The sequence below is a fragment of the Comamonas sp. GB3 AK4-5 genome (assembly GCF_041320665.1).
Classification (GTDB): Bacteria; Pseudomonadota; Gammaproteobacteria; order Burkholderiales; family Burkholderiaceae_C; genus Comamonas.
On record NZ_CP166730.1, the window covers coordinates 3,587,725 to 3,609,864 of the forward strand.

The window sequence follows — 22,140 nt, forward strand, 5'->3', positions numbered from 1 at the left end:
GTGCAGCTTGCACCACCAGCCGCCTGCGGACAGGTGCTGAACCTTTTGGCCGGTATCCAGACTGGCGCACCCGCTGCCTCGGCCTTCCCAGAGCGCCAGGCTCCAGTGGCGGGAAAAGAGACAGGGTGGTCTTGCGACCGGTGCGCTCACTGTTGCGGGGGCAGTACATGCTGTGCAGGCTGCAAGGCCTGCATCCATGTTTCCCGTTTAACCACAGCGCCAGAACAGCGCCGTGAGCACCAAAGGCCGGCATTGTACGAAGCCTGGCTTACAGCCCGCTTGTGTGAGAGCTCCCTCACATGCTGCACCGCTTGCACTGTGCCGTGCCTCGCAAGGAGGCAGAAAAGAGCACCGTCCCGCCGGCAAGAAAATGGGCCCGCACCGCGCAAGCTGTCCCATGTAAAAAGCGCCTGCAGGGCTTGCAGGCGCTTGCGGGGCAAAGGCCCGATGCATCCCTCCGCAGGCCTAGCCCCGAGGCTTGCTGGCAGGCAAGGCCGGCGGCTGCGCCGCGCTGAGGGCGGGGACTGCCGGGGCGTGCCGGGCGATGGCTGCGGTGCTGCTGCCCGCAACCCGGGCCGCAGCGCTCTTTCGGGCCTGCTCGCGCGCCTGGCGGCGTTGAAAGCGCAGCAGCTCCTTGTCGTTGCGGCGGATATGCAGCGACAGCCAGTCGCGCAGCACGCTCGACAGCTGGGCCGCCACGGTGATGCTGCCGGCCTGCAGCTTTTTCTCCAGGCTCCACAGCTGGTCCATGAAATGCTGGTGGCCTATCTTGTGGTTGTCCAGATCCGGAAAACCCATCTGCGCCATGATGTGCTCCTCATTGCGCAGATGCTCCTGGGTGCTGACGATCACCCTGTGCAAAATGGTTTCCACCACAGCCCGGCCCTGGCCTTCGCTGGTGGCGGTGTGCAACTCGTTGACCAGCTCCACCAGCAGGCGGTGGTCTGCGTCGATGGGGCCGCCATCGATCACCATGTCATCGGCCCATGCAAAGTAAGCCATGGATCAGGCCTCCAGTGCCGGCAGCGCCTGTCGCGCGGCCAGTGCAGGCTGGGCATAGGTCAGCGTGGTTGCCGTGCCCTTGAACACGCTGACGGCCTGCACCAGCGCCTGGGCCTGAGCCTCCAGCGACTGGGCTGCGGCGGCCGATTCCTCCACCAGGGCCGCGTTGGACTGGGTGACCTGGTCCATCTGCATCATGGCCTGGTTGATCTGCTCGATGCCATGGGTCTGGTCTTCGCTGGCCTCGCTGATCTCGTTCATGATGTCCGCCACGCGGCGCACGCTGACCACGATTTCGTCCATGGTACTGCCGGCTTTTTCCACCAGCGTGCAGCCGTTGCCGACGTTGTTGACCGACTCGTCGATCAGGCCCTTGATTTCCTTGGCGGCCTCGGCTGAGCGGCCGGCCAGGGAGCGCACCTCGGAGGCCACCACGGCAAAGCCCCGGCCCTGCTCGCCTGCGCGGGCCGCTTCCACGGCGGCGTTCAGCGCCAGGATATTGGTCTGGAAGGCAATGCCGTCAATGATGCCGATGATGTCGGCGATCTTGCGCGACGAGGTGTTGATGGCTTCCATGGTGTGCACCACTTCGCCCACCACCTGGCCACCGCGCACGGCGACCTTGGAGGCGGTTTCGGCCAGCTCGGCAGCCTGGCGGCCGTTGGCGAAGTTCTGGCTCACGGTGCCGGCCAGCTCCTGCATGGCGGCCGTGGTTTCTTCCAGCGCACTGGCCTGCTCCTCGGTGCGGCCCGACAAATCCAGGTTGCCGGTGGCAATTTGCGAGGTGGCCGTGGCAATCGCATCGCTGCCGTTACGCACCTCGCCCACGATGTCCGAAAGGCTGTGGTTCATGGTCTGCAAGGCCATCAGCAGCTGACCGGTTTCATCCTGGCTGCGCACGGTGATGCGGCTGCCCAGATCACCTGCGGCCACGGCCTGGGCCACTTGCACGGCTTCACCCAGCGGCCGGGTGATGGCGCGGGTGATGCGCCAGGCCAGGAACAGGCCCAGCCACATGGCTGAAAAACCAATACCCGCCACCCACAGGCGAGCGGACTGGGTGTCGTCCACCGCCTTGTGGCCGGCATCCACCACCAGCTGCTTTTCGATCACGGCCAGGGCATCGGCGTTTTGCTGCACCTGCCCCAGCTGCACCAGGGTGGTGCCCAGCAGCTCCTGGCGGGCCGCATCATCCTGGCCGGCGTCCAGCAGCTCGTAAAAGCGCTTTTGCGATTCCACATACAGGCCGCGCGCGGCCTCGGCCTTTTTCAGCAGATCGCGTGCTTCGGGGCGCTTGATCTGCTCATTGAGCAGATTGAACGCAGCCACAAAGCGCTCGCGGCCCTGTGTGATCTCGGTACGCAAGACCTGACGCTCGGCCGGCGCGCTGACCAGCTGCTGCACCGTGCGCCGGGCATTGGCCAGGGCAATGGTGCTGAGGGTATTGGCCGCTTCGGTCTTGACCCATTCCACATCGATGATGTCGCGCGTGGTGTGGCCCACGCTGGTCAAGCGCACCACGGACACCACGAGGATGATGAACATCAAGACATTGATGGTGAAAAAGGCCAAGCCCAGCTTGGCGCCAATACGCAGGCTGCCACCTGCGGTGAATGAGGGAAGAGGCATGGAAAAGAGAAGAAGGGAACAAGCCAAAAAATGCCCCACTGTCTAGCAGCGGGCGTCAAACATCTATTGATACACCAAGTAACAACTTATCACGCCTGACTTACCGCAAGCTTTACGCGAATTCCCCTCCCCCAAGGCGCAGCGGCCACGCAAGCCCATTGCGCCGCCACGCCCGCAAGGCCCCAGCACCCACGGCGGCCACACAGCCTTTGCAAGCTTCACGTAAGCATGCACTACCATGCAGGCATGCAATCTTTATTCGCTTCTCCCATTTCTCTTCGCTGGCTGCGCCGTGGCGCCCTCACCCTGGCCGCTGGCCTGTGCCTGGCACTGACGGCCTGCGGCGGCACCATGGCCTCCAATGCGGGCAGCAGCTCGGGCAGCGGCATCACGGTGTTTGGCGACATCGACGCCAACGCCTCACGCACCCGCTGACAACGCCCCGCCCATAAAAAATGCCCCGCCAGGCAAGGCCTGCGGGGCATGGGCACACGGCGAAAGCGCTGGCTTATCCGCCGTGGGCAGCGATGTCGCGCTCCACTTCGGCGTGGATGGCCTGCACCCGTGCAGAGGGGCCCTTGCCCAACAGGCTCACCAGCACAATGGCCAGGCTGGACAGTGCAAAGCCCGGCACGATCTCATACAGCTTGAACCACTGGTATTGCTGCCACACCAGCACGGTGACGGCACCCACCACCATGCCGGCCAAGGCGCCATTGCGCGTCATGCGCGGCCACAGCAGCGACAGCAGCACCAGCGGGCCAAAGGCCGCACCAAAACCGGCCCAGGCATTGCTGACCATGGACAGCACCTTGCTGTCCGGATCCTGGGCAATGGCGATGGCCACCACCGCCACCGCCACCGCAAACACCATGGCCCGGCCGAACCAGACCAGCTCTTGCTGGCTGGCCTGCTTGCGCAAAAAGGTTTTGTAGATGTCTTGCGTCAACGCACTGGAGCACACCAGCAGCTGGCAGGACAGGGTGCTCATCACCGCAGCCAGCAAGATGCCGGCCACACTGGTTGCAGCCCGAGCGCTACAGACAGCGCTGGTGCATGGCACGGGCGAAACCGGGCATTCTAGTTGCCTGCGCCAACCGCCCCGGCGCAGCCCGGCCTGGCCACCCGCTGCTGCGGCCCGCACCGCCATGTGGGCACTCACCTGCACCCGACACACAGGCCGCCGAAAGCTTCCCATACCTAAAAATCTAGGCATTTACCCTGAGTCTTCCCCACAGCTTGCTTGCACAACCCTGTGGACAAGTCGTTCCCGCCGCGTGCAAAGCAGATGTAAGCAATTGATTTTATTGAACCCTTATTAAGCTGCCCAGAAAGCAGGCAGGGCGCACAGGCTTGCGGGCTCGCCCAGCCTGCCGCCGCCATCACGCCTAGACTGCACGCCTGCGCGGCCATGGGCTCTCAACAGATGCTCGCCGCCGTACCGATTGTTCTTCTGGATGGAGTGTGGAGCGCATGTTGCAGGCCTTGCTGGTGCTTTTCGTTTTTCAGTGGCTGGGCCAGATGCTGGTCACCGCCCTGGCGCTGCCGTTTCCCGGTGCCCTGGCCGGCACCTTGCTGCTCTTGCTGGCCCTGCTGTGGAAGAACACGCTGCCGGCCTGGCTGGAGCAGACCGGCCATTTCCTGCTGCAAAACATGATGCTGCTGTTCATTCCCACCATCGCCGGGGTGATACTGCACTTTGACCGCCTCTCGCGCGAATGGCTGCCCTTTGTGGCTTCTTGCGTGCTGGGCGCCTTGCTCACGCTGGCCGCCACCGCTCTGACCTTCAAATGGATGATGGGCCGCGAACGCGCCCGCCACGGCAATGCCGCGGAGGACCAGGCATGAACGAGGCCCTTTACCTCAGCCTGAACCGCACCCTGGTCAGCATGCAGGCCGGCCCCCTGCCCTGGCTGATTCTGACCATTGCCTGCTATCTGGCCGCCGTCTGGCTGTACAAGCGCAGCGGCCAGCAGCCCTGGCTGATTCCCGTGTTCACCGCCGTGCCGGTGATTGTCTGCGTGCTGCTGCTCACCGGCACGCCCTATGCCATCTACCAGCAGGGCACGGCTTGGCTCAGCCTGCTGGTGGGCCCGGCCACCGTGGCCCTGGCCCTGCCGCTGTATGCCCAGCGCGCGCGCATTCGCCGGCTGTGGCGGCCGATTGCCGTCTCGCTGACGGTGGGCTGCATCGTGGCCCTGCTGTCGGCCGTGGGCATTGCCTGGGTGCTCGGGGGATCGATGGAAAGCATCGTCTCGCTGGCGCCCAAGTCGGCCACCATCCCCATCGCCCTGCCGCTGGCGGAGCGCTTTGGCGGCCTGCCCTCGTTGGCCGCCGTGGCCGTGGCCATCACCGGCATTGCCGGCACCATTCTGGCGCCCTGGCTGCTGCGCCGCCTGCACTGCACCGACCCCGCCGTGGAAGGCTTTGCCCTGGGCTTGACGGCCCACGCCATAGGCACGGCCCGCAGCATTCAGATCCACCCCACGGCCGGCGCCTTTTCAGCCCTGGCCATGGGGCTCAACGGTGTGGCCACCGCCGTCGCCATGCCGCTGCTGATGGCTTTGCTGTAAATCCTCTTTTGTTCTTTGCCAAGTCTTCGACTTGGTGGGTGAATCGTTTCGAGGCGCCCATACAGCGCTTCATGCTTTGTTGCTCGCCCTTGCCGTATTAAGAGCATGCTTACGGTCTCTACGCAGGCGCGTTGGAGCGCAATCGGGATGAGTTCGAAGTGATGAGGCGCAGCTTGCACCCGTGTGCAAGCAAGCTTCAGCGCGAAGAAATCGCCCGATTTCGCTCCAACCCTTCGGGCCAGTGCCTTTGCGGGCGGTCTACGTCGTTGCGAATCCTCGCAATAGCGCGGCTATTGCTGCGGTATCGCGCCTTGTATCCCATCCCGCAAAGACACTGGCGCGCCGCGAGGAGATCGTAAGCACGCTCTTCACTGTCTGCGGGCGAGACGCCGCGCCTGAAGCGCTGTCTGGGCGTTGCGGAGGGCGATCCGGCGCCCTCTCGTCTTCTCTGGCCCGCTCCGGCCAACCATCGTCAGTCGCTTCGCTCCCAGAACAGGAGCTGCTAAAGCTTATCTACTCTCCGCTCCAGCCTGTTTTTTCTAGTTTTGCCCAGCCCTGCGCCGCCAGCCCCAGACTGCGCCCAGGATCAGGGCCATGCCCAGCCATTGCGCAGTCGTGGGCCAGGTGCCAAACCACAGCAGGTCCACCAGCAAGGCCATGGCCGGGTAGATAAAGGACAGGCCGGCAATGGCCTGGGCCGGCAGGCGCTGGAAAGCGGCATACATCAGCGTGTACATGCAGGCCGTGTGCACCAGGCCCAGCACCAGCACCGCCGTCCAGGCCCGGGCGTTGAACACCGGCGCCCCGCCCCAAAGCCACACCGGCCCTGCCAGCACCAGCGCACCCAGGCCCATTTGCAGCATGGCAATTTGTGCCGCAGGAATGCGCTGCAGGCGCTGGGTGAGCAGCGTGGCCACCGCATACAGGCTGGCGGCCAGCAGCGCCAGGGCCACTCCGGGCCAGGTGGTGCTAGCAGTCTGGCCGCCCTCCAGGCCGCTGCTCAGCGCCACGCCCAGCAGGGCCAGGCCCAGCCAGGGCAGGCGGCGCAGCGGCAAGGCCTGCCCCAGAAACAGCGCCGCCAGCACCAGCAGCACAAAGGGCTGCACGTGATAGACCACAGTGGCCACGGCAATGCTGCTGTAGCCATAGGCGCTGAACAAGGCGATCCAGTTGCACACCAGGGCCACCCCGCCCAGGCCCAGCCAGCCCCATTCTCGGCGCGTGGGCGCCACCCACTGGCGTGCACACACCACCCAGACCGCCAGGCCCAACCCTCCCAGCAGGCAGCGCAGCCACACCACCCACAGCGCAGGCAGCCCACTTTCCACCACCAACAAACCGATGGTGCCGGACAGTGCCATGGCCAGCACCATGCGCCAGCTACCGCCTTGGAGGGCTGGCGGTGAGGCCGCGGCTACCGGCATGGATGGAGGTAAAGCGGTGCTGCGGTCTGCAGCGTCATGGGAATGCAATGTCGTCATGCCCCTAGCGTCGTTCATTGCGCGCAGCGCATCAATTCATCGCTATTCAATTTACTATTGCACGCCATTCAACAGTAAAGCGGTTTATGCGCAACGAACACGCCCTGGTGCCCGAGATGCTGGTGTTTGCCACCGTGGTGGAGCTGCGTGGTTTTGCCGCCGCCGCACGCCGGCTGGAGCTGACCACCTCGGCCGTCAGCCGCAGCGTGGGCCGGCTGGAGGCACATTGGGGCGCCAAGCTGCTGCACCGCACCACCCGCTCCGTCTCGCTGACCGAGCTGGGCGCCGAGGTCTATGTCGGCTGCGCCCGTATGGCCCAGCTGGCGCGTGAGGTGCACGCCACCGCCGGCCACTATGGCGACACCCCGCGCGGCAGGGTGAGGATGACGGCGCCCGAGGTGTTTGGCGAGACCTGGCTGGCACCGCAGCTGCCTGCCTTTCGCACACGCTGGCCGGAGGTGGAGCTGTCGGTCCAGCTGACGGACCGCATGGTGGACCTGACGGAAGAAGGCCTGGACCTGGGCATACGCCTCACCACGGCGGCACAGCTGCCGCCCGGCATGGTGGCGCGGGCCCTGTGCCAGGTGCGCTATATCGCCGTGGCCTCGCCCGAATGCTTGCGCCTGCTGCCTGCGCCGCTGGAACACCCCGGCGACCTGGCCAACCAGCCCTGCATCACCCTGGGCTATGGCGAGTTTCAGAACCAGCTGTGCTGGGAACCGCAAGACGCGGCCGGGCAGGCAATGCCCCAAACCCCGGTGGAGTTGCGCGTGCATGCGCCGCTGTCCATCAGCAGCAGCGTGGGCATTCTGGCCCTGGCCCTGCGCCACCAGGGCGTGGGCATCGTGGTCGACTTTGCCGCGCGCGAAGCCCTGACCCAGGGCCGGCTGGTGCAGCTGTTTCCTGGCTGGCAACTGGCCGGCCCCTATGCCACGCGCACGGCCTACGCGCTCTACCCACCCACACGCCATCTGCCACTGAAGGTGCGGGCGTTGATTGACCACCTGGCCCGGGGTGACGACTGAATGCGGGCTGCCACGCAGTGGTGCGGCCACATCGGATGATGCTGATTTCAGGAGCTGCTGGTGCACGCCCTGTCTGCATGAAGTGCCGTTTTAGTGTGAAGTGAGTTTTAGGGCACTCATTTCCAGGTGCTGCCATGGAGAGACAGAGCTGCTTGCCATGGGTGAAAACTGCGTCGTGTCGGAGAAAATCTTGCCCGTGAAAATTCTGACCAAACCGGGGTTTTATGGACTTCGGCATTCGGCCAGGAGCTGTCGAAAACCAGGGGCCGTTTTCGGGTAGGCTTGCTGTAAGCGCCAGTGTCGTTATTGCAATGCGAACCTAACTTTGAGCACAAATTTTTATGACACCCCAGCAGAAAAAACAGCTCAGCTACGCGAAAGATCGACGGAACACGTACGGCGAAAACAATAAATCCTCACGTAAGAACATTCCTCTTGCCAAAGCTCTCGACATTCGATCTGAACGTCGTGCCCAAGACTCAGCGCTGGCAAAGGCCGTTGTGGCCCAAGACGTTAATCAACTGGATGAAGTTGAGAACTCCGTTCGATCAACGAAGCCAAGGCAATGGCGGAAATGGCCTGACCAGCCGCTTGGAGACGTTCTCATCCGCAAGAGCCTTCTCTCGGGGAAGAATGAGGTCTAAGTTCATTGTTCTCTGAAAGTTGCATTGAGTGGCTGCCTCCGGACGCTGACTCCATGAGCATCGACAGGCTGCTTGGGGTCGAGGCTGTGTGGAAACTCAAAAACTTCACCGGCATCTCAGCCAATGGGTCAACAAGCTCTTGCATTTCGTGGTGTTGAAGATTTTTTCCCTCAAGAACGACCTGTCCCCTCCCAATCGGGCATCCAACGCCGTTTCTGACTCCAATTTCACCCTTTAAAAGGGCTCACCTGCCTACCAGACGCATTGCAGCCATGGTTCTTGCGAACCCAAGAATTCCAAGCACTCGCTTAAGGTTGTAGGCCAGCACATTCAAGCTCATCTCGGTGCTCACATTCGGCAGCCGCCTGGTTAGGAAGTGCGTGTACCCCATCCAATGCTTGAGCGTGCCGAACACATGCTCCACCGTCCGCCTTCTCACCATCATGGCGTCAGGCATTTGGTCCAAACGCTGCTGCGCTCGCTCCACGACGTCTTCGTGCTCCCATCGACTGATGCGGCGGTAATCGCTGGGCGTGCACTGGGATTTGATTGGGCATTGTTTGCAAGCGCTGCTCCAGTAGCGTCGCATTTGCAGACCTGCCTCCTCGCGGGTGAAGCGGTAGATGGCCCGCTGTCCTGCGGGGCACTGGTATTCGTCATCTTTCTGGATGTAGATGAAGTCTGAGCGATCGAAGCGGCCTTTGGCACGCGCACCAGATGTATTGGGCTTGGGAAGAATGGCTGCTACACCAGTGTCTTCGCATGCTTTGATCTGCTCACCACTGTAATAGCCACGGTCCGCAATGGCTTGCAGCTTGCGTTTGCCCATGGCCTTGCGTGCAGCCAGTGCCATGGCAGCAAGAGCACTTCTGTCATGGCCTTGATTGATCACTTCATGGGCGACGATCAGATGATGTTTGGCATCTACCGCTACCTGAACGTTATAGGCCACCATGCCAGAGCCTCGGCCACTGGTGGCCATGGATCTGGCATCTGGGTCTGTTGTTGATAGCTGCTTGTCCGGCTGCTCTTTGAGTTGTTCCTTCACCTCATCGAGTGCCTGCATTTGTTTGCGCAGCAAGGCTATCTTGTCTTGGAGTCGGGTGGTCCGCGCCTCAAGCTCCGCAGGCTGCGTGCGATCTGCTGTATCCAGATCTGCCAGGTAGCGCTGAATGCTTTCTTCGATCTGCTGTTGGCGCTTGTCAATCTTGCCCAAGGTGAAGTTCTTGTCACGAGTGTTGACGGCTTTGAACTTGCTGCCATCAATCGCTACCAGAGCCTTGGTAAACAGCTTCAGATCACGACACAGCACTACGAACCGGCGGCATACATTGCGGATGCCTGCGCCGTTATCTCGACGGAAATCAGCGATTGTTTTGAAGTCAGGTGACAAACGGCCAGTGAGCCACATGAGCTCCACATTGCGCTGCGCTTCACGCTCCAGGCAGCGGCTGGATTGGATGCGGTTGAGATACCCGTAGATGTAGACCTTGAGCAGTACCGCAGGGTGATAAGCCGGGCGACCTGTGGCTGCAGGTGTTGCCCCATCAAAGCCCATCGAACACAAGTCCAGTTCTTCAACGAACGCATCGACAATGCGCACGGGATTGTCTACACCCACAAAGTCATCGAGACACTCGGGCAGCAAGGTCACTTGCTCGCGGGCCTGGCCTTCAATGAATCGCTTCATGGGTCACCTCGCTAAAACCGGGTGCTGTGATTTTAAATTTTGAAGCGTGAGCGGCCAAGCGTTTTCACACAGCCTCGGTCGAAAGCAGCCCCCTCTTGAGCCAGCTGGACTCTCAAGCAAAGATGCACCCTGCTTCCCCCTGGCCTGGCCCGGTTGTCCCCATTCTCCCTGCCCAAGCTTGTGGACAAGCGCCGCCGGGCTCCGGGATAAGTGGCTTAAGCCTTTGTCAGGTAACGCCTTTCCCATGGCCGCTTATTTTTTAAGCAAACCAGCTTGAGATACCCCATAAGCAGCGCTTTTTGTTCCCTGCCGCCCTGTTTGATGGGCTTGAAACGACTTCTTTCCACACCCAGGGGGCAACTTCCTTGGTTTTCCCCAGTTACCCCCATTCCCCGGAGACAAGCTTGTGGACAAGTGCGAATAGCCACCGGGATAACTGACTTAAGTGCTTGTCAATATTCAACAAAACACCATGCGCTTAATTTTTAGGCAGTCTTGCCTGGCAAGCCCGGCTTGCGCACGGCTTCGGCCCGCGCCAACAGCCACTGGCTGAACACGCGCAGCGCCGCTGCGGGCTGGGCGCCTTCTGCCAGGGCGGGCGTGACCAGGTAATAGGCCCGGTTGCCGCGCAGCGGGCGGTCGCAGGCGATCACCAGATCGCCTCGGGCCAGCTCCTGCTCGATCAGCATGGGCGGCATCAAGGCCACGCCCAGGCCCTGGCTGGCGGCCACGGCCAGCATGGAAAACAGCTCCAGCCGCGCGCCGTCTAGGGCGCGCGGGGCGTCCACCTCCATGGCGTCAAACCACTGCTGCCAGCCATAGGGCCGCGTGCTTTGCTGCAGCAGCGGCATGCCAGCAATCACGGCCGGGCTCACGGGTTGCCAGGCCCGACCCAAATCACGTTCCTGGGCCGTGGCCAACAACTGGGGGCTGCATACGGGCAGGGTTTCCTCGTCCATCAGCCACTGGGCCTGCACGCCCGGCCAGTGCGCCACCTGCTCGGGCGTGCCGGCGTACAGCGCGGCGTCAAAGCCTGTATCGGCAAACAGAAAAGGCCGGGTCTGCACATCGATGTGCACGCGGATATCGGGGTGGGCCTGCAGCAGTTGCGGCAGGCGCGGCAGCAACCAGCGCGTGGCAAACGTGGGCACGGCCGCCAGATTGATGGTGCCGCCTTCGCCCTGGTGGGCCATCAAGTCCAGGGTGTCGCGCTCCAGGCCCTGCAGCCAGCGCGCCACCTGCAGGGCATATTGGCGGCCGGCCTCGGTCAGCAGCACGCCATGGCGGGTGCGCTTGAACAGGGGCAGGCCCACAAACTCTTCGAGCGCAATGATCTGGCGCGAGACGGCGCTTTGCGTCAGCGCCAGCTCTTGCGCGGCCTTGGTATAACTCTCGTGGCGGGCTGCGGATTCAAAACAGGCCAGGGCCTGGGTGGAGGGAATGGCACGACGCATGCAAAACCTTCATGCAACAAAGCGGATAACGCCTTGCATTAGGCCATATCTGCGGGTTTTCCACATCAATAAATGCGTTTCACTCATACATGGATGCAATCAAATCGTTTGCCACGCTCTGGCAGCCTGCCTACTATCGTGCCCATGGGTAGCTTGGAGCCCGTTCCGAGCAGCCCGAGTATTTCCCCGCACCGCACCATGCAACTGGCGCGCCCCTTACCAGGGCACCGCGCAAGGGCCGCCCCGCCGCGCTGGTGCCGCCCCCTCCGGCGAAGCCTGAGAGGGGGGAAGACGCAAAGCGGCTCAGGGGGGTGTTTTAGATTTCTAGGAGACAACGACATGGCCAACTTCCAATGGGACGACCCCTTCCACCTCGACGAGCAGCTGACCGAAGATGAGCGCATGATCCGCGACGCGGCGCGCAGCTACTGCCAAGACAAGCTGATGCCCCGCGTGCAGTCCATGTTCCGCAACGAGTCCGTGGACACCTCCATCTTTCGCGAAATGGGTGAGCTGGGCCTGCTGGGCCCCACCATCCCCACCGAATACGGCGGCTCCGGTCTGAACTATGTGAGCTACGGCCTGGTGGCCCGCGAGATCGAGCGCGTGGATTCGGGCTACCGCTCCATGGCCTCGGTGCAGTCCTCCCTGGTGATGGTGCCCATCAACGAATTCGGCACCGAAGCCCAAAAGCAGAAATACCTGCCCAAGCTGGCCAGCGGTGAATTCATCGGCTGCTTTGGCCTGACCGAGCCCGACCACGGCTCCGACCCCGGCTCCATGGCCACCCGCGCCTACAAGGTCGACGGCGGCTACAAGCTCAAGGGCAGCAAGATGTGGATCACCAACTCGCCCGTGGCGGACGTGTTCGTGGTCTGGGCCAAGGAAGTGTCCGAAGGCGGCGCCGTGGGCCAGATTCGCGGCTTCATCCTGGACAAGGGCATGAAGGGCCTGTCGGCCCCCGCCATCCACGGCAAGGTGGGCCTGCGCGCTTCCATCACCGGTGAGATCGTCATGGACGATGTCTTCGTGCCCGAAGAAAACGCCTTCCCCGAAGTGCGCGGCTTGAAGGGCCCCTTCACCTGCCTGAACAGCGCCCGCTTCGGCATCGCCTGGGGCGCCATGGGTGCGGCCGAGTTCTGCTGGCACACCGCCCGCCAGTACACGCTGGACCGCAAGCAGTTTGGCCGCCCCCTGGCTGCCAACCAGCTGATCCAGAAGAAGCTGGCCGATATGCAGACCGAAATCACCCTGGGCCTGCAAGCCGCCCTGCGCGTGGGCCGCATGAAGGACGAGCACCAGAACGTGGTGGAAATCACCTCCCTCATCAAGCGCAACAACTGCGGCAAGTCGCTGGACATTGCCCGCCTGGCACGCGACATGATGGGTGGCAACGGCATCTCCGACGAGTTCGGCGTGGCCCGCCATCTGGTGAACCTGGAAGTGGTGAACACCTATGAAGGTACGCACGATGTGCATGCGCTGATCCTCGGCCGCGCACAGACCGGCATCGCAGCTTTTGCTAACTGAGGGCGCGGCGCATACAAGCCCTGATACGTCGTTGTGGAGCCTGGTCGTAGCGCTGCTACTGCCTGCGGCTCCACGCCTCGTCTCAGAACTTGTCTGCTCCGCTGGACTGTGGTTTCGCTAGCCCAGCCCGTGCATCCGCTGTGCCTGCCGGTATGACTCCTTCCCCCACCGGGGGAAGGCGGGGATGGGGGCTCACACAGGCCGCGGCCCCCTCCTAACCCTCCCGGGCTCTGCTTGCGCTTGTGGGATACAGCAGCCCTGACATCTTCTGGGGCGGCTATTTATTTCATAGCCACCTTAGCGCCGACGCATTGGGTTCCGGATTGATTACGACGCAAAACCCAAGCACATAGCGCACAAGCTGCTTCTATTTTTTGAGCGCTCTGGCGCTGCTTTCTCTTTCGGATGGATTGGATATGAACGCCTCCGTTGCACCCCCCAAAGCCGCGCTGGCTGGCATCAAGGTGCTGGACCTGTCCCGCGTGCTGGCCGGGCCCTGGGCCACGCAGATGCTGGCCGATCTGGGTGCCGATGTGATCAAGGTCGAACGCCCGGTGGCAGGCGACGACACGCGCCACTGGGGGCCTCCGTTTTTGAAGGACGAGGCCGGCAACGACACGCGCGAGGCCAGCTACTTCACGGCCTGCAATCGCAACAAGCGCAGCATCACCGTGGACATGGCCCACCCTGAGGGCCAGGCCCTGCTGCGCCGCATGGCCCAGGAAGCCGATGTGGTGGTGGAGAACTTCAAGGTTGGCGGTCTGGCCCAATACGGCCTGGACTACGACAGCCTCAAGGCCTTGAACCCCAAGCTGATTTACTGCTCCATCACGGGCTTTGGCCAGGATGGGCCCTATGCCGAGCGTGCCGGCTACGACCTGATGGTGCAAGCCATGTGCGGGCTGATGAGCATCACCGGCCATGCCGATGGCGAGCCCGGCGGCGGCCCTTTGAAGGTGGGCGTGGCCGTGGTCGATGTGTTCACCGGGCTCTATGCCAGCAACGCCATCCTGGCCGCGCTCAATGCCCGCGACAACGCGCGCTGCGGCACAGGCCAGGGCCAGTACATCGACATGGCCTTGCTGGATGTGGGCATGGCCGTGCTGGCCAACCAGGCCGCTGGCTATCTGGCCACCGACAAGGCGCCAGGCCGCGCCGGCAACATCCACCCCAGTCTGGCGCCCTACCAGGACTTCCAGACCAGCGACGGCAATGTGCTGCTGGCCATTGGCAACGACGGCCAGTTCGCCCGCTTTTGCGCCGCTGTGGGCCAGCCCGCCTGGGCGCAGGACGCACGCTTTGCCACCAACACCGCCCGCGTGCAGCACCGCAGCGAACTGCTGGCCTTGATGGTGCCGCTGATGCAAACCCGCGCCACCCAGGCATGGATTGCGCTGTTCGAGGACAAGGCCGTGCCCTGCGGCCCCATCAACACCGTGGCCCAGGCCTTTGATGATCCGCAAGTCAAGGCCCGAGGCATCCGCATGGAGCTGGCCTGCGACAGCACGCAGACCAACGCCGAAACAGGCAGCAAGCGGGCCACGATAGCCACCGTGGCCAGCCCCATGCGCCTGTCCGCCACCCCCGTGACCTACCGCCACGCCCCACCGGCCCTGGGCCAGCACACCGATGCGGTGCTGGCCGAGATGGGCCTGGGCAGGGAGCAGATCGCCGCACTCAGAGCCCAGCACGCCATCTGACCGCGCCGGCCGCGCTGAGCCAAGCCGATGCGGATGTGGACGGCATTCACCGCAGCGGCATGAAACTCCGATTTAAAAGACCTTCGCAGCATATTCATGCGCGAGGGTTTTCTGCATTATCAAGATAATCAAACTACCGAGTGTTACAAGGGAAAACACCGAATAAAAAGTAATTTTCCAGGCTGGCAAATATAAAGCGCCCCACCTAATATCCGTGGCGTTTGACCACAACACAAAACGGAGATGACAACATGATTCGTCGCAGCCTGCTCGCACTGGGCATCCTCGCCGCCTTTGGCACCGCAGCACAAGCCCAAAACTACCCCACCAAGCCCATCAAGCTGCTGGTGCCCTTTGCCGCCGGCGGCACCACCGACCTGGTGGCCCGGGTGATTGCAGACCCCCTGGGCCGCGAGCTGGGCCAGCCCGTGATCGTGGAAAACCGTGGCGGTGGCGGCGGTGCCATCGGTGCAGCCGAAACCGCCCGCGCCCCGGCCGATGGCTACAACCTGGGCATTGCCACCGTGTCCACCACGGCCACCAACCCGGCCATCAACCCCAAGATTCCCTACAACGTGTTCACCGATTTCACGCCCATCGTGAACATCGCCGCCACGCCCAATGTGATTGCCGCCAACCCCAAGTTTGTCGGCAAGGACTACAAGGCCTTCCTGGAAGAGGTCAAGAAGAACCCCAACAAATACTCCTACGGCACACCCGGCACCGGCTCCATCGGTCACCTGATGATGGAAATGTTCATGCTGGACACCGGCACCCAGATGCTGCACGTGCCCTACCGCGGCTCGGGCCCTGCCATCAACGACGCCGTGGCCGGCCAGATCCCGCTGCTGTTCGACAACTTCCCCTCCACCTTGCCCTTTGTGAAGGAAAAGCGCTTGGTGGCCCTGGTGGTGGCTGCGCCCCAGCGCCTGGCCGTGCTGCCCGATGTGCCCACGCTGGCCGAAGTCGGTCTGCCCGGTGTGAACCGCATGGCCTATTACGGCGTGGTCGGCCCCAAGAACATGCCCAAGGAGATCGTCACCAAGATCAACGCCGCCGTGCACAAGGTGCTGCAGGACCCGGCCGTGCGCAAGCGCATCGAGGACACCGGTTCGCTGATCGTGGCCGGCACGCCCGAGAAGTTCGCTGCCGAAATCAAGGCCGAATACACGGCCTACAAAACCGTGGTCGACAAGCAAAAGCTGACCATGGAGTAAATAGCCTTCCGGCTTGAATACCCCAACCCCGCCATGCGGGGTTTTTTATTGGCTGGGCCCTATAAAAGAGGGAATGCATGAGTTTGAAATGGTTTGATAAATATCAAATCACTAAACCCTGCTGAATATCCGAGCTCTGCCGAATGGGCCGATATTCATTCAACGCCCATGCTTCAAACCGACACCGGTTTCACCGCAGAAGGCTTGAGGCCAAAACACTGGCGAAAAGCCGCCGAAAAATGCGTGCTGCTGCGGTAGCCGGCCAGCTGCGCGGCCTGGGCCACGGACATTCGCCCCTGCTCCAGCGCCGTGCGCGCACGCTGCAGGCGTTGCTGGCGCACAAAGCGCCCCAGGCTCTGCCCATCCGCCACCGCCGGGAAATGCCGCTGCAAATGGGCCAGGCTCATGCCGGCATGCTGGGCAATGGCGGGCAGGTCCATGCCATCGGCGGCGGGCGTTGCCAGCCAGTCGCGCAATGCGGCCAGGCGCAGCTGCTGGCGTGCGCCCGTAGGCCGCTGCCCCAATGCATGGCCGCCTGCGCCATGGGTTGTGCCCCTCCCGCCTGCCTGCCCCTCCACCGGCGCGCCCAGGCTGCCCAATGTCTCCAGCGCCTCCAGCGCGATCTCCAGGCAGCGGCTCTGATACCACAGGCGCTGCAAATGGGCGGGCAGCACACGCCCCCTGTGCAGCTGGTCCGCCAGCGCCAGGGCCCGTGCCGAGGGCTGCCAGGGCGCCTGGGCCAGGTGTTTGGCCATGAAGTCCCGCACCGCCCCCTCCAGCACACCGGCCTGCTCCAGCCACTGCGGCGTCAAGGTCAGCACCAGCTTGCGCTCGCGCCGCCCTTCGCGCCACTGACGCATAAAGCGGTCGGTATGCGCCAGCGCCACCATGGCCCCGCATTGCGCCGGCACGGCAGCACGCAGATGCAGGCGCAGATCGCCGTAGAACAGCTCGGTCTCCCCTTCCAGCAGCAGCGCGATCTTGATGCCCGGGTACAGCAGATTCGAGGTGCGCATGGTGCACAGGTCCTGCACCGTGGTGCGGTAAAGCACCATGCCTGGCTGCACCGTCATCACCTCCATCTGCCCCAGCAGCACATCGGTGGCCGGCGTCACTCCCAGGTCGCCCACGATGTACTCCTCCCCCATGGGGTGGAGTGAGCGCTCTATATCCAGCACCTGCAGCTTGCGGCGCAGGCCTGCGTCAGAACCAGTGTTTTTGGAGCGAAATTCAGACATGCAGCAGCATCTAGGTCAGAGCAGAAAATGGCGAGTAAATAAAATCGATTCTCATTTAAACACATGCCAGCCGGCGTTTTTCCGTCATGTTCACTGTCTTGCGTCCCCTCTCCCTGGCCTGTCTGTGTGCAGCCGCCAGCCTCTCCCATGCCCACACCACTGCGGACGCAGAGGAGCAGCTGGGCACCGTGGTGGTGACCGCCAGCGGCAATGCCGTGGATATCAAGGATGCGCCGGCCAGCATCTCCGTCATCACCCAGGAAGAGCTGCGCAGCCGCCCCTCCCACGAGCTGGCCGAGCTGCTGGCCGGCGTGGAAGGGGTGACGCTGAACCGCAGCGCCAATGGCTCGCCCACCCTACAGATGCGCGGCTTCGACCAGGCCTACACGCTGATGCTGATCGATGGCAAGCGCGTGAACTCCAGCACCTCCATGTTCCGTGGCGGCTCGGCCTATGACAGCGGCTGGGTGCCGCTGGACGACATCGAGCGCGTGGAGGTGGTGCGCGGCCCCATGTCTTCGCTGTATGGCGCCGACGCCATCGGCGGCGTGGTCAACATCATCACCAAGCCCATAGGCACACGCTGGAAGGGCTCGGTCACGGCCGAGACCGTGCTGCAGCAGGACCGCGACCTGGCCGACAGCCAGAAGCTGGGCTTTTTGCTCAGCGGCCCGCTGGTGAGCAACAGCCTGGGCATCAAGCTCTATGGCAATTACGACCACCGCTCGGACAGCAAGGCCGAGAGCCGCTTCAACGCCGGCTACCCGCTGTTTGCCAGCACGCGCAACCGCCATGCCGGCGGCCAGCTGGCCTGGCGGCCCGATGCACGCCAGACCATCACCTTCGATGCCGACACCAGCAGCAAGACCCAGGGCATGTACACCATGGAGCGCGACGCCTTTGCGCTGCGCCACAAGGGCAACTGGGGCGCGGCCACCACCGAGCTGACGCTGAGCACCGACGAGATCCGCAACCTCAAGGGCATGATCGACACCCAGAACAACCCCAACCACTCCAACACCTACGGCCTGAACGGCAAGGCCAGCTTTCCGGTGGACTGGGGTAACCAGTTCCTCACCGTGGGCTTCGACGCCCGCAAGGAAAAACTCTACGACCCCGCCAACCTCAGCGGCTGGCCCGGCGTGCCCTCCACCCAGGGCAGTCCGACCACCTCGGTCTCCCAGTTCGCCCTGTTTGTGGAAGACGAAATCCGTATCACCGAGCGCCTGGCCATCACCCTGGGCAACCGCTTTGACCACCACGAGAACTTCGGTGGCAACCACAGCCCCCGCGCCTATGGCGTGTTCCACCTGAACAATGCCTGGACCGTGAAGGGCGGCATCTCCCGCGCCTTTCGCACGCCCACGCTGGTGCAAAACAGCCCCAACTGGGGCTCGGTGTCCTGCGGCAGCGCCACCACCGGCTGCTACATCATCGGCAGCAAAGACCTCAAGCCCGAAACCGCGCTGAGCAAGGAAATCGGCCTGCAATACCAGCAGGGCGCGCACAACGCCAGCGTCACCGTGTTCGACACCAAGCTCAAGAACATGATCGACATCGAAAGCCGCACCAACAATGCGGCCCTGGCACCCGGGTACGACAACTTTGTCGGCTTTTTGCCCGATGGCCGCCCCATCTTCAGCTACCAGAACATCAACAGCGCCCGCACCCGGGGACTGGAAGCCAGCTGGAAATGGCAGGCCACGGCCAATCTGGGCTTCAAGACCGCATACACCTATCTCTCGGCCAAGAACACCAGCAAGGCGGTGCACGCGCCACTGCTCAACCGCTCGCGCCACAACCTCAATATGAGCGCCGACTGGCGCCTGAATGCCCAATGGAGTCTGGCTGCCAACTGGCGTTTGCAAAGCGCGCAGGCCCTGAACACGGCCAATACCGTGCGCAAGCCCGGCCATGGTCTGGTAGACCTGAGCGCGGCCTGGCAACTCAACCCCAGCACCACGCTGCGCGCCGGCATTCTGAATGTGGCCGACCGCACATTTGAGCGCATCAACGCCAGCGACTACAGCGAAGAAGGCCGCCGTTTTTACCTGTCGCTGAACGCCCGCTTCTGACTCCCGCTTTACCCGGTCTGCCACACCACCCTGCACAGCCCGGCAGGCCTTTTCCTTTTTTGCTTGCATGACCATGGCCCTGCTTTTCACTGCCCGCCCCCACAACCCGCACCAGCGCCCAGTTGCGCCCCTGCCTGGCCGATGGGCCATCCCTCTGTCCGCACTGCTGCTGGCAGGCCATGGCCTGTCCCTGGCGGCCGCTTCGCTGGCCGAAGGGGATACCGTCGAGAAAAAGGCCGCCAGCACGCTGCGCTGCCAAACGTTCCCCCTGCCCACGGCCCACAGCGGCTGGCAAAGCTGTGCTGGTGCACTGCAGGGCGCGGAGCTGGCCGTGGACGCCCCTGCCGGCCAGCTGCTGCTGTGGACGCTGGATGGCGGTACCCACGCCCACCAGGTCCAGCTGCACGGCCCGGATGGCGCCCTGCTACGCCAATGGCCTGCCGTGCACAACGGCGCGCAGGATCTGGGCTGGATCACGCCCCTCGCCGGCACCTACCGGCTGCGGGCAGACAAGCCCTATTTCACGCAGGAAGCCGCCGATGCACCGCCCATGCAGTGGCGGCTGCGCGCCAACGGCCCTGCCCGCGCCGACAGCGCTGCGGCGGCCTTGGCCACACCCGCAGCCACTCCACCGGCATCACCGCTGTTGCTTCAACTTCAGGAGCAGCTTGCACTTGCTAGCAAAGCGCAGAAGGCCGATTTGATTCAAAGTTTCTGGCAGACCGTGCAAGCCCGTGGCACACCGCTGCTGGAAGCCCTCCCCCATCCACAAGAGGCCCTGGCCACCTTTTTGTGGCGCGCGCCGGCCGGCACCGCCGACCAGGCCCATGCCGTGCGGCTGGACTGGGCCATGCGCTCGGCCGACACCCCCCGGCTGCAACAGCTGCCGGGCACCGACATCTGGCAGCTCAGCCTGCCGCTGCCGCGCGGCCTGCGCGCGGCCTACCAGCTCGTGGTCGACCCAGTGCGCCATCCCGCAGCAGAGGGCCAGGCCCTCAGCCGCATGCAGCAAATGCAAACCCAGCAGCTGGCCGCCCAGCGCGATGCGCTCAACCCCCATGTCTGGCATGCGGGCAACCCGGCGCTGTCCGCCGACAGCGCGGCCGCCCGCCATGCCCAGCGCTCGGCCCTAGACATTCCCGCCAGCGGAGCGCTGCACAACCAGGCCAGCAACAACCCGCTGCCCGCGCTGAATGGGCAGCTGCAGCATCTGCGCTTTGCCAGCAGCCAGCTGGGCAATACCCGCAGCCTCAGCCTCTATCTGCCGCCCGGCACGCATACGCCCGCCAGCCTGCCCTTGCTGCTGCTGTTTGACCGCGAGGCCTATCTGGAACGGGTGCAACTGCCCCAGCGCCTGGAAGGCTGGATCGCCCAAGGCCAGATCCTGCCCATGGCCGTGCTGCTGGTGGCCAACCCCACGCGCGAAGACCGCGCCAAGGAGCTGCCCCCGCACAGCGATGCCTTTGGCCGCATGCTGGCCACCGAGCTGCTGCCCTGGTTGCGCGCCCGCACCCCAGCGTTGGCGCGCAATGCCAGCCAGGTGGTGGTGGCAGGCTCCAGCTACGGCGGCCTGGCCTCGGGCTATCTGGGCTGGGCCCACCCCGAAGCCTTTGGCAATGTGCTGAGCCTGTCCGGCTCCTACTGGTGGGCCCCCACGCCCCCCACCGGCCAGGCCGCGCACCGCTGGAGCGAGGGTGACTGGTTCATGCAGCAGGTGGCGCGGAGCCCCACCCGCCCGGTGCGCTGGCACCTGGGCTACGGCCTGCTGGAGCGTGGCGTCAACGGCGAAGGCGGTCTGGTGGACAACAACCGCCACCTGCGCAATGTGCTGCAGGCCAAGGGCTACACGGTGAGCAGCGACGAATTCGCCGGCGGCCATGACTACTACGCCTGGGACCAGGCCATCTTGCGCGGCCTGCAGGCCCTGGGCTTCAACGGCCCGGCCGCAGCACAGCTCACCAAGCCTTAATCCACCCGCAATTGCGCGGCCAGGCACTGCAGCACGGCGTCCACCTTGGGCAGCAGTTGCCGACCCACGGGCCACACCAGGTGCAGGGGCAAGCCATCGGTGGCCAGCGCGGGGCAGAGCTGCACCAGCGCGCCGCTGGCAATGTCTTCGCGCACCAGCCAGGTGGCCAGCTGGGCAATGCCGCAGCCGGCCTTGACGGCGGCCACCTGGGCCTCGGCATTGCCCACCACCACCCGGCCTTCCACCTCGCGCCGCTGCACCGGCCCGGCTTGCTGCGCCAGCAGCCAGGGGCTGGTGCTGCCATCGGCCTTGCCATAGAGCACGGCCGCATGCTGCAGCAGCGCAGCGGGCGAGCCGGGTGTGCCCTGGCGCGCCAGATAGTCCGGTGCGGCGCAAAAAATCAGGCGCTCGCTGCCCAGATAGCGGTGACCGATGTTGGCAGGCCAGTGCGCGGGCCCGCCTATGCGCACGGCCAGGTCTATGCCCTCGTCCTGCAGATCGACAAAGCGGTCGGTGAAGGACACATGGGGTCGCAGCTGGGGGTGCTGCTGCATCAGATTCAGCAGCAGCGGCCAGACACACAAACGGCCAAAGGTGGCCGGCATGTCCAGGCGCAAACGGCCCACGGGCTCGCTGCGCTGGGCGGCCAGCACGGCCTCGCCCTCTTCCAGATCGGCCAGCACGCGCACACAGGTGCGGTAGTAGGCAGCGCCGGCCTCCGTCAGCGCCAGGCTGCGGGTGCTGCGCGCAAACAGCCGCGTGCCCAGGCGCTCCTCCAGCCGCGCCACGCTTTTGCTGACGGCAGAGCTGCTCAGGTGCAAGCGTTCTGCCGCTGCGGTAAAACTGCCAGCGTCGGCCACTGCCACCAGGGTGGCGATGCCTTTGAGCCGCTCCGAAGCCATCATGGCGCCCT

General features: G+C 64.1%; 17 protein-coding genes, 1 pseudogene and 1 riboswitch. Of the genes and pseudogenes, 10 read left to right on the forward strand and 8 right to left on the reverse strand.

Translation table 11 applies throughout. The features are described 5' to 3' along the window. Positions 1–29: 29 nt before the first annotated feature. Positions 30–259, reverse strand: a riboswitch (cobalamin riboswitch). A 206-nt stretch (positions 260–465) separates the two neighbouring features. Then, on the reverse strand, positions 466–1,002 hold the full coding sequence (locus tag ACA027_RS16215) for a bacteriohemerythrin (RefSeq protein WP_370679232.1): 537 nt from the start codon (positions 1,000–1,002) through the stop codon (positions 466–468). Between the two features lie 3 nt (positions 1,003–1,005). Next, positions 1,006–2,631: a methyl-accepting chemotaxis protein gene (locus ACA027_RS16220; RefSeq protein WP_370679233.1), complete on the reverse strand. Its 1,626-nt coding sequence runs from the start codon at positions 2,629–2,631 to the stop codon at positions 1,006–1,008. Positions 2,632–2,877: 246 nt separating this feature from the next. Between ACA027_RS16220 and ACA027_RS16225 the strand changes: the two genes are divergently transcribed. Further along, positions 2,878–3,066 (forward strand): hypothetical protein, encoded by a 189-nt coding sequence (locus ACA027_RS16225; protein WP_370679234.1) that lies wholly within the window; start codon positions 2,878–2,880, stop codon positions 3,064–3,066. A 73-nt stretch (positions 3,067–3,139) separates the two neighbouring features. Here ACA027_RS16225 and ACA027_RS16230 read toward each other — a convergent pair. Continuing rightward, positions 3,140–3,637, reverse strand: a pseudogene (locus ACA027_RS16230) (sodium:proline symporter); the annotation flags it as partial. Between the two features lie 467 nt (positions 3,638–4,104). On the opposite strand from ACA027_RS16230, the gene ACA027_RS16235 reads away from it, so the two are divergent. Continuing rightward, positions 4,105–4,479, forward strand: a complete 375-nt coding sequence (locus ACA027_RS16235; protein ID WP_370679235.1) for a CidA/LrgA family protein — start codon at positions 4,105–4,107, stop codon at positions 4,477–4,479. Continuing rightward, on the forward strand, positions 4,476–5,204 hold the full coding sequence (locus ACA027_RS16240; protein ID WP_370679236.1) for an LrgB family protein: 729 nt from the start codon (positions 4,476–4,478) through the stop codon (positions 5,202–5,204). The genes ACA027_RS16235 and ACA027_RS16240 overlap by 4 nt, the downstream gene beginning before the upstream one ends. Before the next feature lie 539 nt (positions 5,205–5,743). Here ACA027_RS16240 and ACA027_RS16245 read toward each other — a convergent pair. Further along, positions 5,744–6,685, reverse strand: coding sequence for a DMT family transporter (locus tag ACA027_RS16245; RefSeq protein WP_370679237.1), 942 nt, complete (start codon positions 6,683–6,685; stop codon positions 5,744–5,746). A gap of 86 nt (positions 6,686–6,771) precedes the next feature. Between ACA027_RS16245 and ACA027_RS16250 the strand changes: the two genes are divergently transcribed. Both ACA027_RS16250 and ACA027_RS16255 read left to right on the forward strand, forming a co-directional pair. Continuing rightward, positions 6,772–7,710, forward strand: coding sequence for a LysR family transcriptional regulator (locus ACA027_RS16250; protein ID WP_370679238.1), 939 nt, complete (start codon positions 6,772–6,774; stop codon positions 7,708–7,710). 341 nt (positions 7,711–8,051) lie between these two features. Then, complete coding sequence (locus ACA027_RS16255) at positions 8,052–8,354, forward strand: hypothetical protein (RefSeq protein ID WP_370679239.1); 303 nt, start codon at positions 8,052–8,054, stop codon at positions 8,352–8,354. A gap of 244 nt (positions 8,355–8,598) precedes the next feature. On the opposite strand, the gene ACA027_RS16260 is transcribed toward ACA027_RS16255, so the two are convergent. Beyond that, positions 8,599–10,044: an IS1182 family transposase gene (locus tag ACA027_RS16260; RefSeq protein ID WP_370679240.1), complete on the reverse strand. Its 1,446-nt coding sequence runs from the start codon at positions 10,042–10,044 to the stop codon at positions 8,599–8,601. A 485-nt stretch (positions 10,045–10,529) separates the two neighbouring features. Next, entirely contained in the window at positions 10,530–11,498 is a 969-nt protein-coding gene (locus tag ACA027_RS16265) for a LysR substrate-binding domain-containing protein (RefSeq protein ID WP_370679241.1), read from the reverse strand. A 339-nt stretch (positions 11,499–11,837) separates the two neighbouring features. Between ACA027_RS16265 and ACA027_RS16270 the strand changes: the two genes are divergently transcribed. The 3 genes from ACA027_RS16270 to ACA027_RS16280 all read left to right on the forward strand — a co-directional run bounded on the left by ACA027_RS16270 (position 11,838) and on the right by ACA027_RS16280 (position 15,945). Further along, the gene (locus ACA027_RS16270) at positions 11,838–13,028 is read left to right on the forward strand and encodes an acyl-CoA dehydrogenase (protein WP_370679242.1); all 1,191 of its coding nucleotides are present in this window, start codon (positions 11,838–11,840) and stop codon (positions 13,026–13,028) included. A 416-nt stretch (positions 13,029–13,444) separates the two neighbouring features. Then, positions 13,445–14,728, forward strand: a complete 1,284-nt coding sequence (locus ACA027_RS16275; protein ID WP_370679243.1) for a CaiB/BaiF CoA transferase family protein — start codon at positions 13,445–13,447, stop codon at positions 14,726–14,728. Positions 14,729–14,979: 251 nt separating this feature from the next. Then, positions 14,980–15,945 carry a tripartite tricarboxylate transporter substrate binding protein BugE gene (locus tag ACA027_RS16280; RefSeq protein ID WP_370679244.1) on the forward strand — a complete coding sequence of 322 codons (966 nt, stop codon included), beginning with the start codon at positions 14,980–14,982 and terminating at the stop codon, positions 15,943–15,945. A 173-nt stretch (positions 15,946–16,118) separates the two neighbouring features. Here the strand turns inward: ACA027_RS16280 and ACA027_RS16285 are convergent, their stop codons facing one another. Then, positions 16,119–17,183, reverse strand: a complete 1,065-nt coding sequence (locus ACA027_RS16285; RefSeq protein ID WP_370679245.1) for a helix-turn-helix transcriptional regulator — start codon at positions 17,181–17,183, stop codon at positions 16,119–16,121. An 86-nt stretch (positions 17,184–17,269) separates the two neighbouring features. Between ACA027_RS16285 and ACA027_RS16290 the strand changes: the two genes are divergently transcribed. Together ACA027_RS16290 and ACA027_RS16295 are read left to right on the forward strand one after the other, a co-directional pair. Beyond that, positions 17,270–19,258, forward strand: coding sequence for a TonB-dependent receptor domain-containing protein (locus ACA027_RS16290; RefSeq protein WP_370679246.1), 1,989 nt, complete (start codon positions 17,270–17,272; stop codon positions 19,256–19,258). A 73-nt stretch (positions 19,259–19,331) separates the two neighbouring features. Then, entirely contained in the window at positions 19,332–21,227 is a 1,896-nt protein-coding gene (locus ACA027_RS16295; protein ID WP_370679247.1) for an alpha/beta hydrolase, read from the forward strand. Here ACA027_RS16295 and ACA027_RS16300 read toward each other — a convergent pair. Further along, on the reverse strand, positions 21,224–22,132 hold the full coding sequence (locus ACA027_RS16300) for a LysR substrate-binding domain-containing protein (RefSeq protein WP_370679248.1): 909 nt from the start codon (positions 22,130–22,132) through the stop codon (positions 21,224–21,226). The genes ACA027_RS16295 and ACA027_RS16300 overlap by 4 nt on opposite strands. Positions 22,133–22,140: the final 8 nt, after the last annotated feature.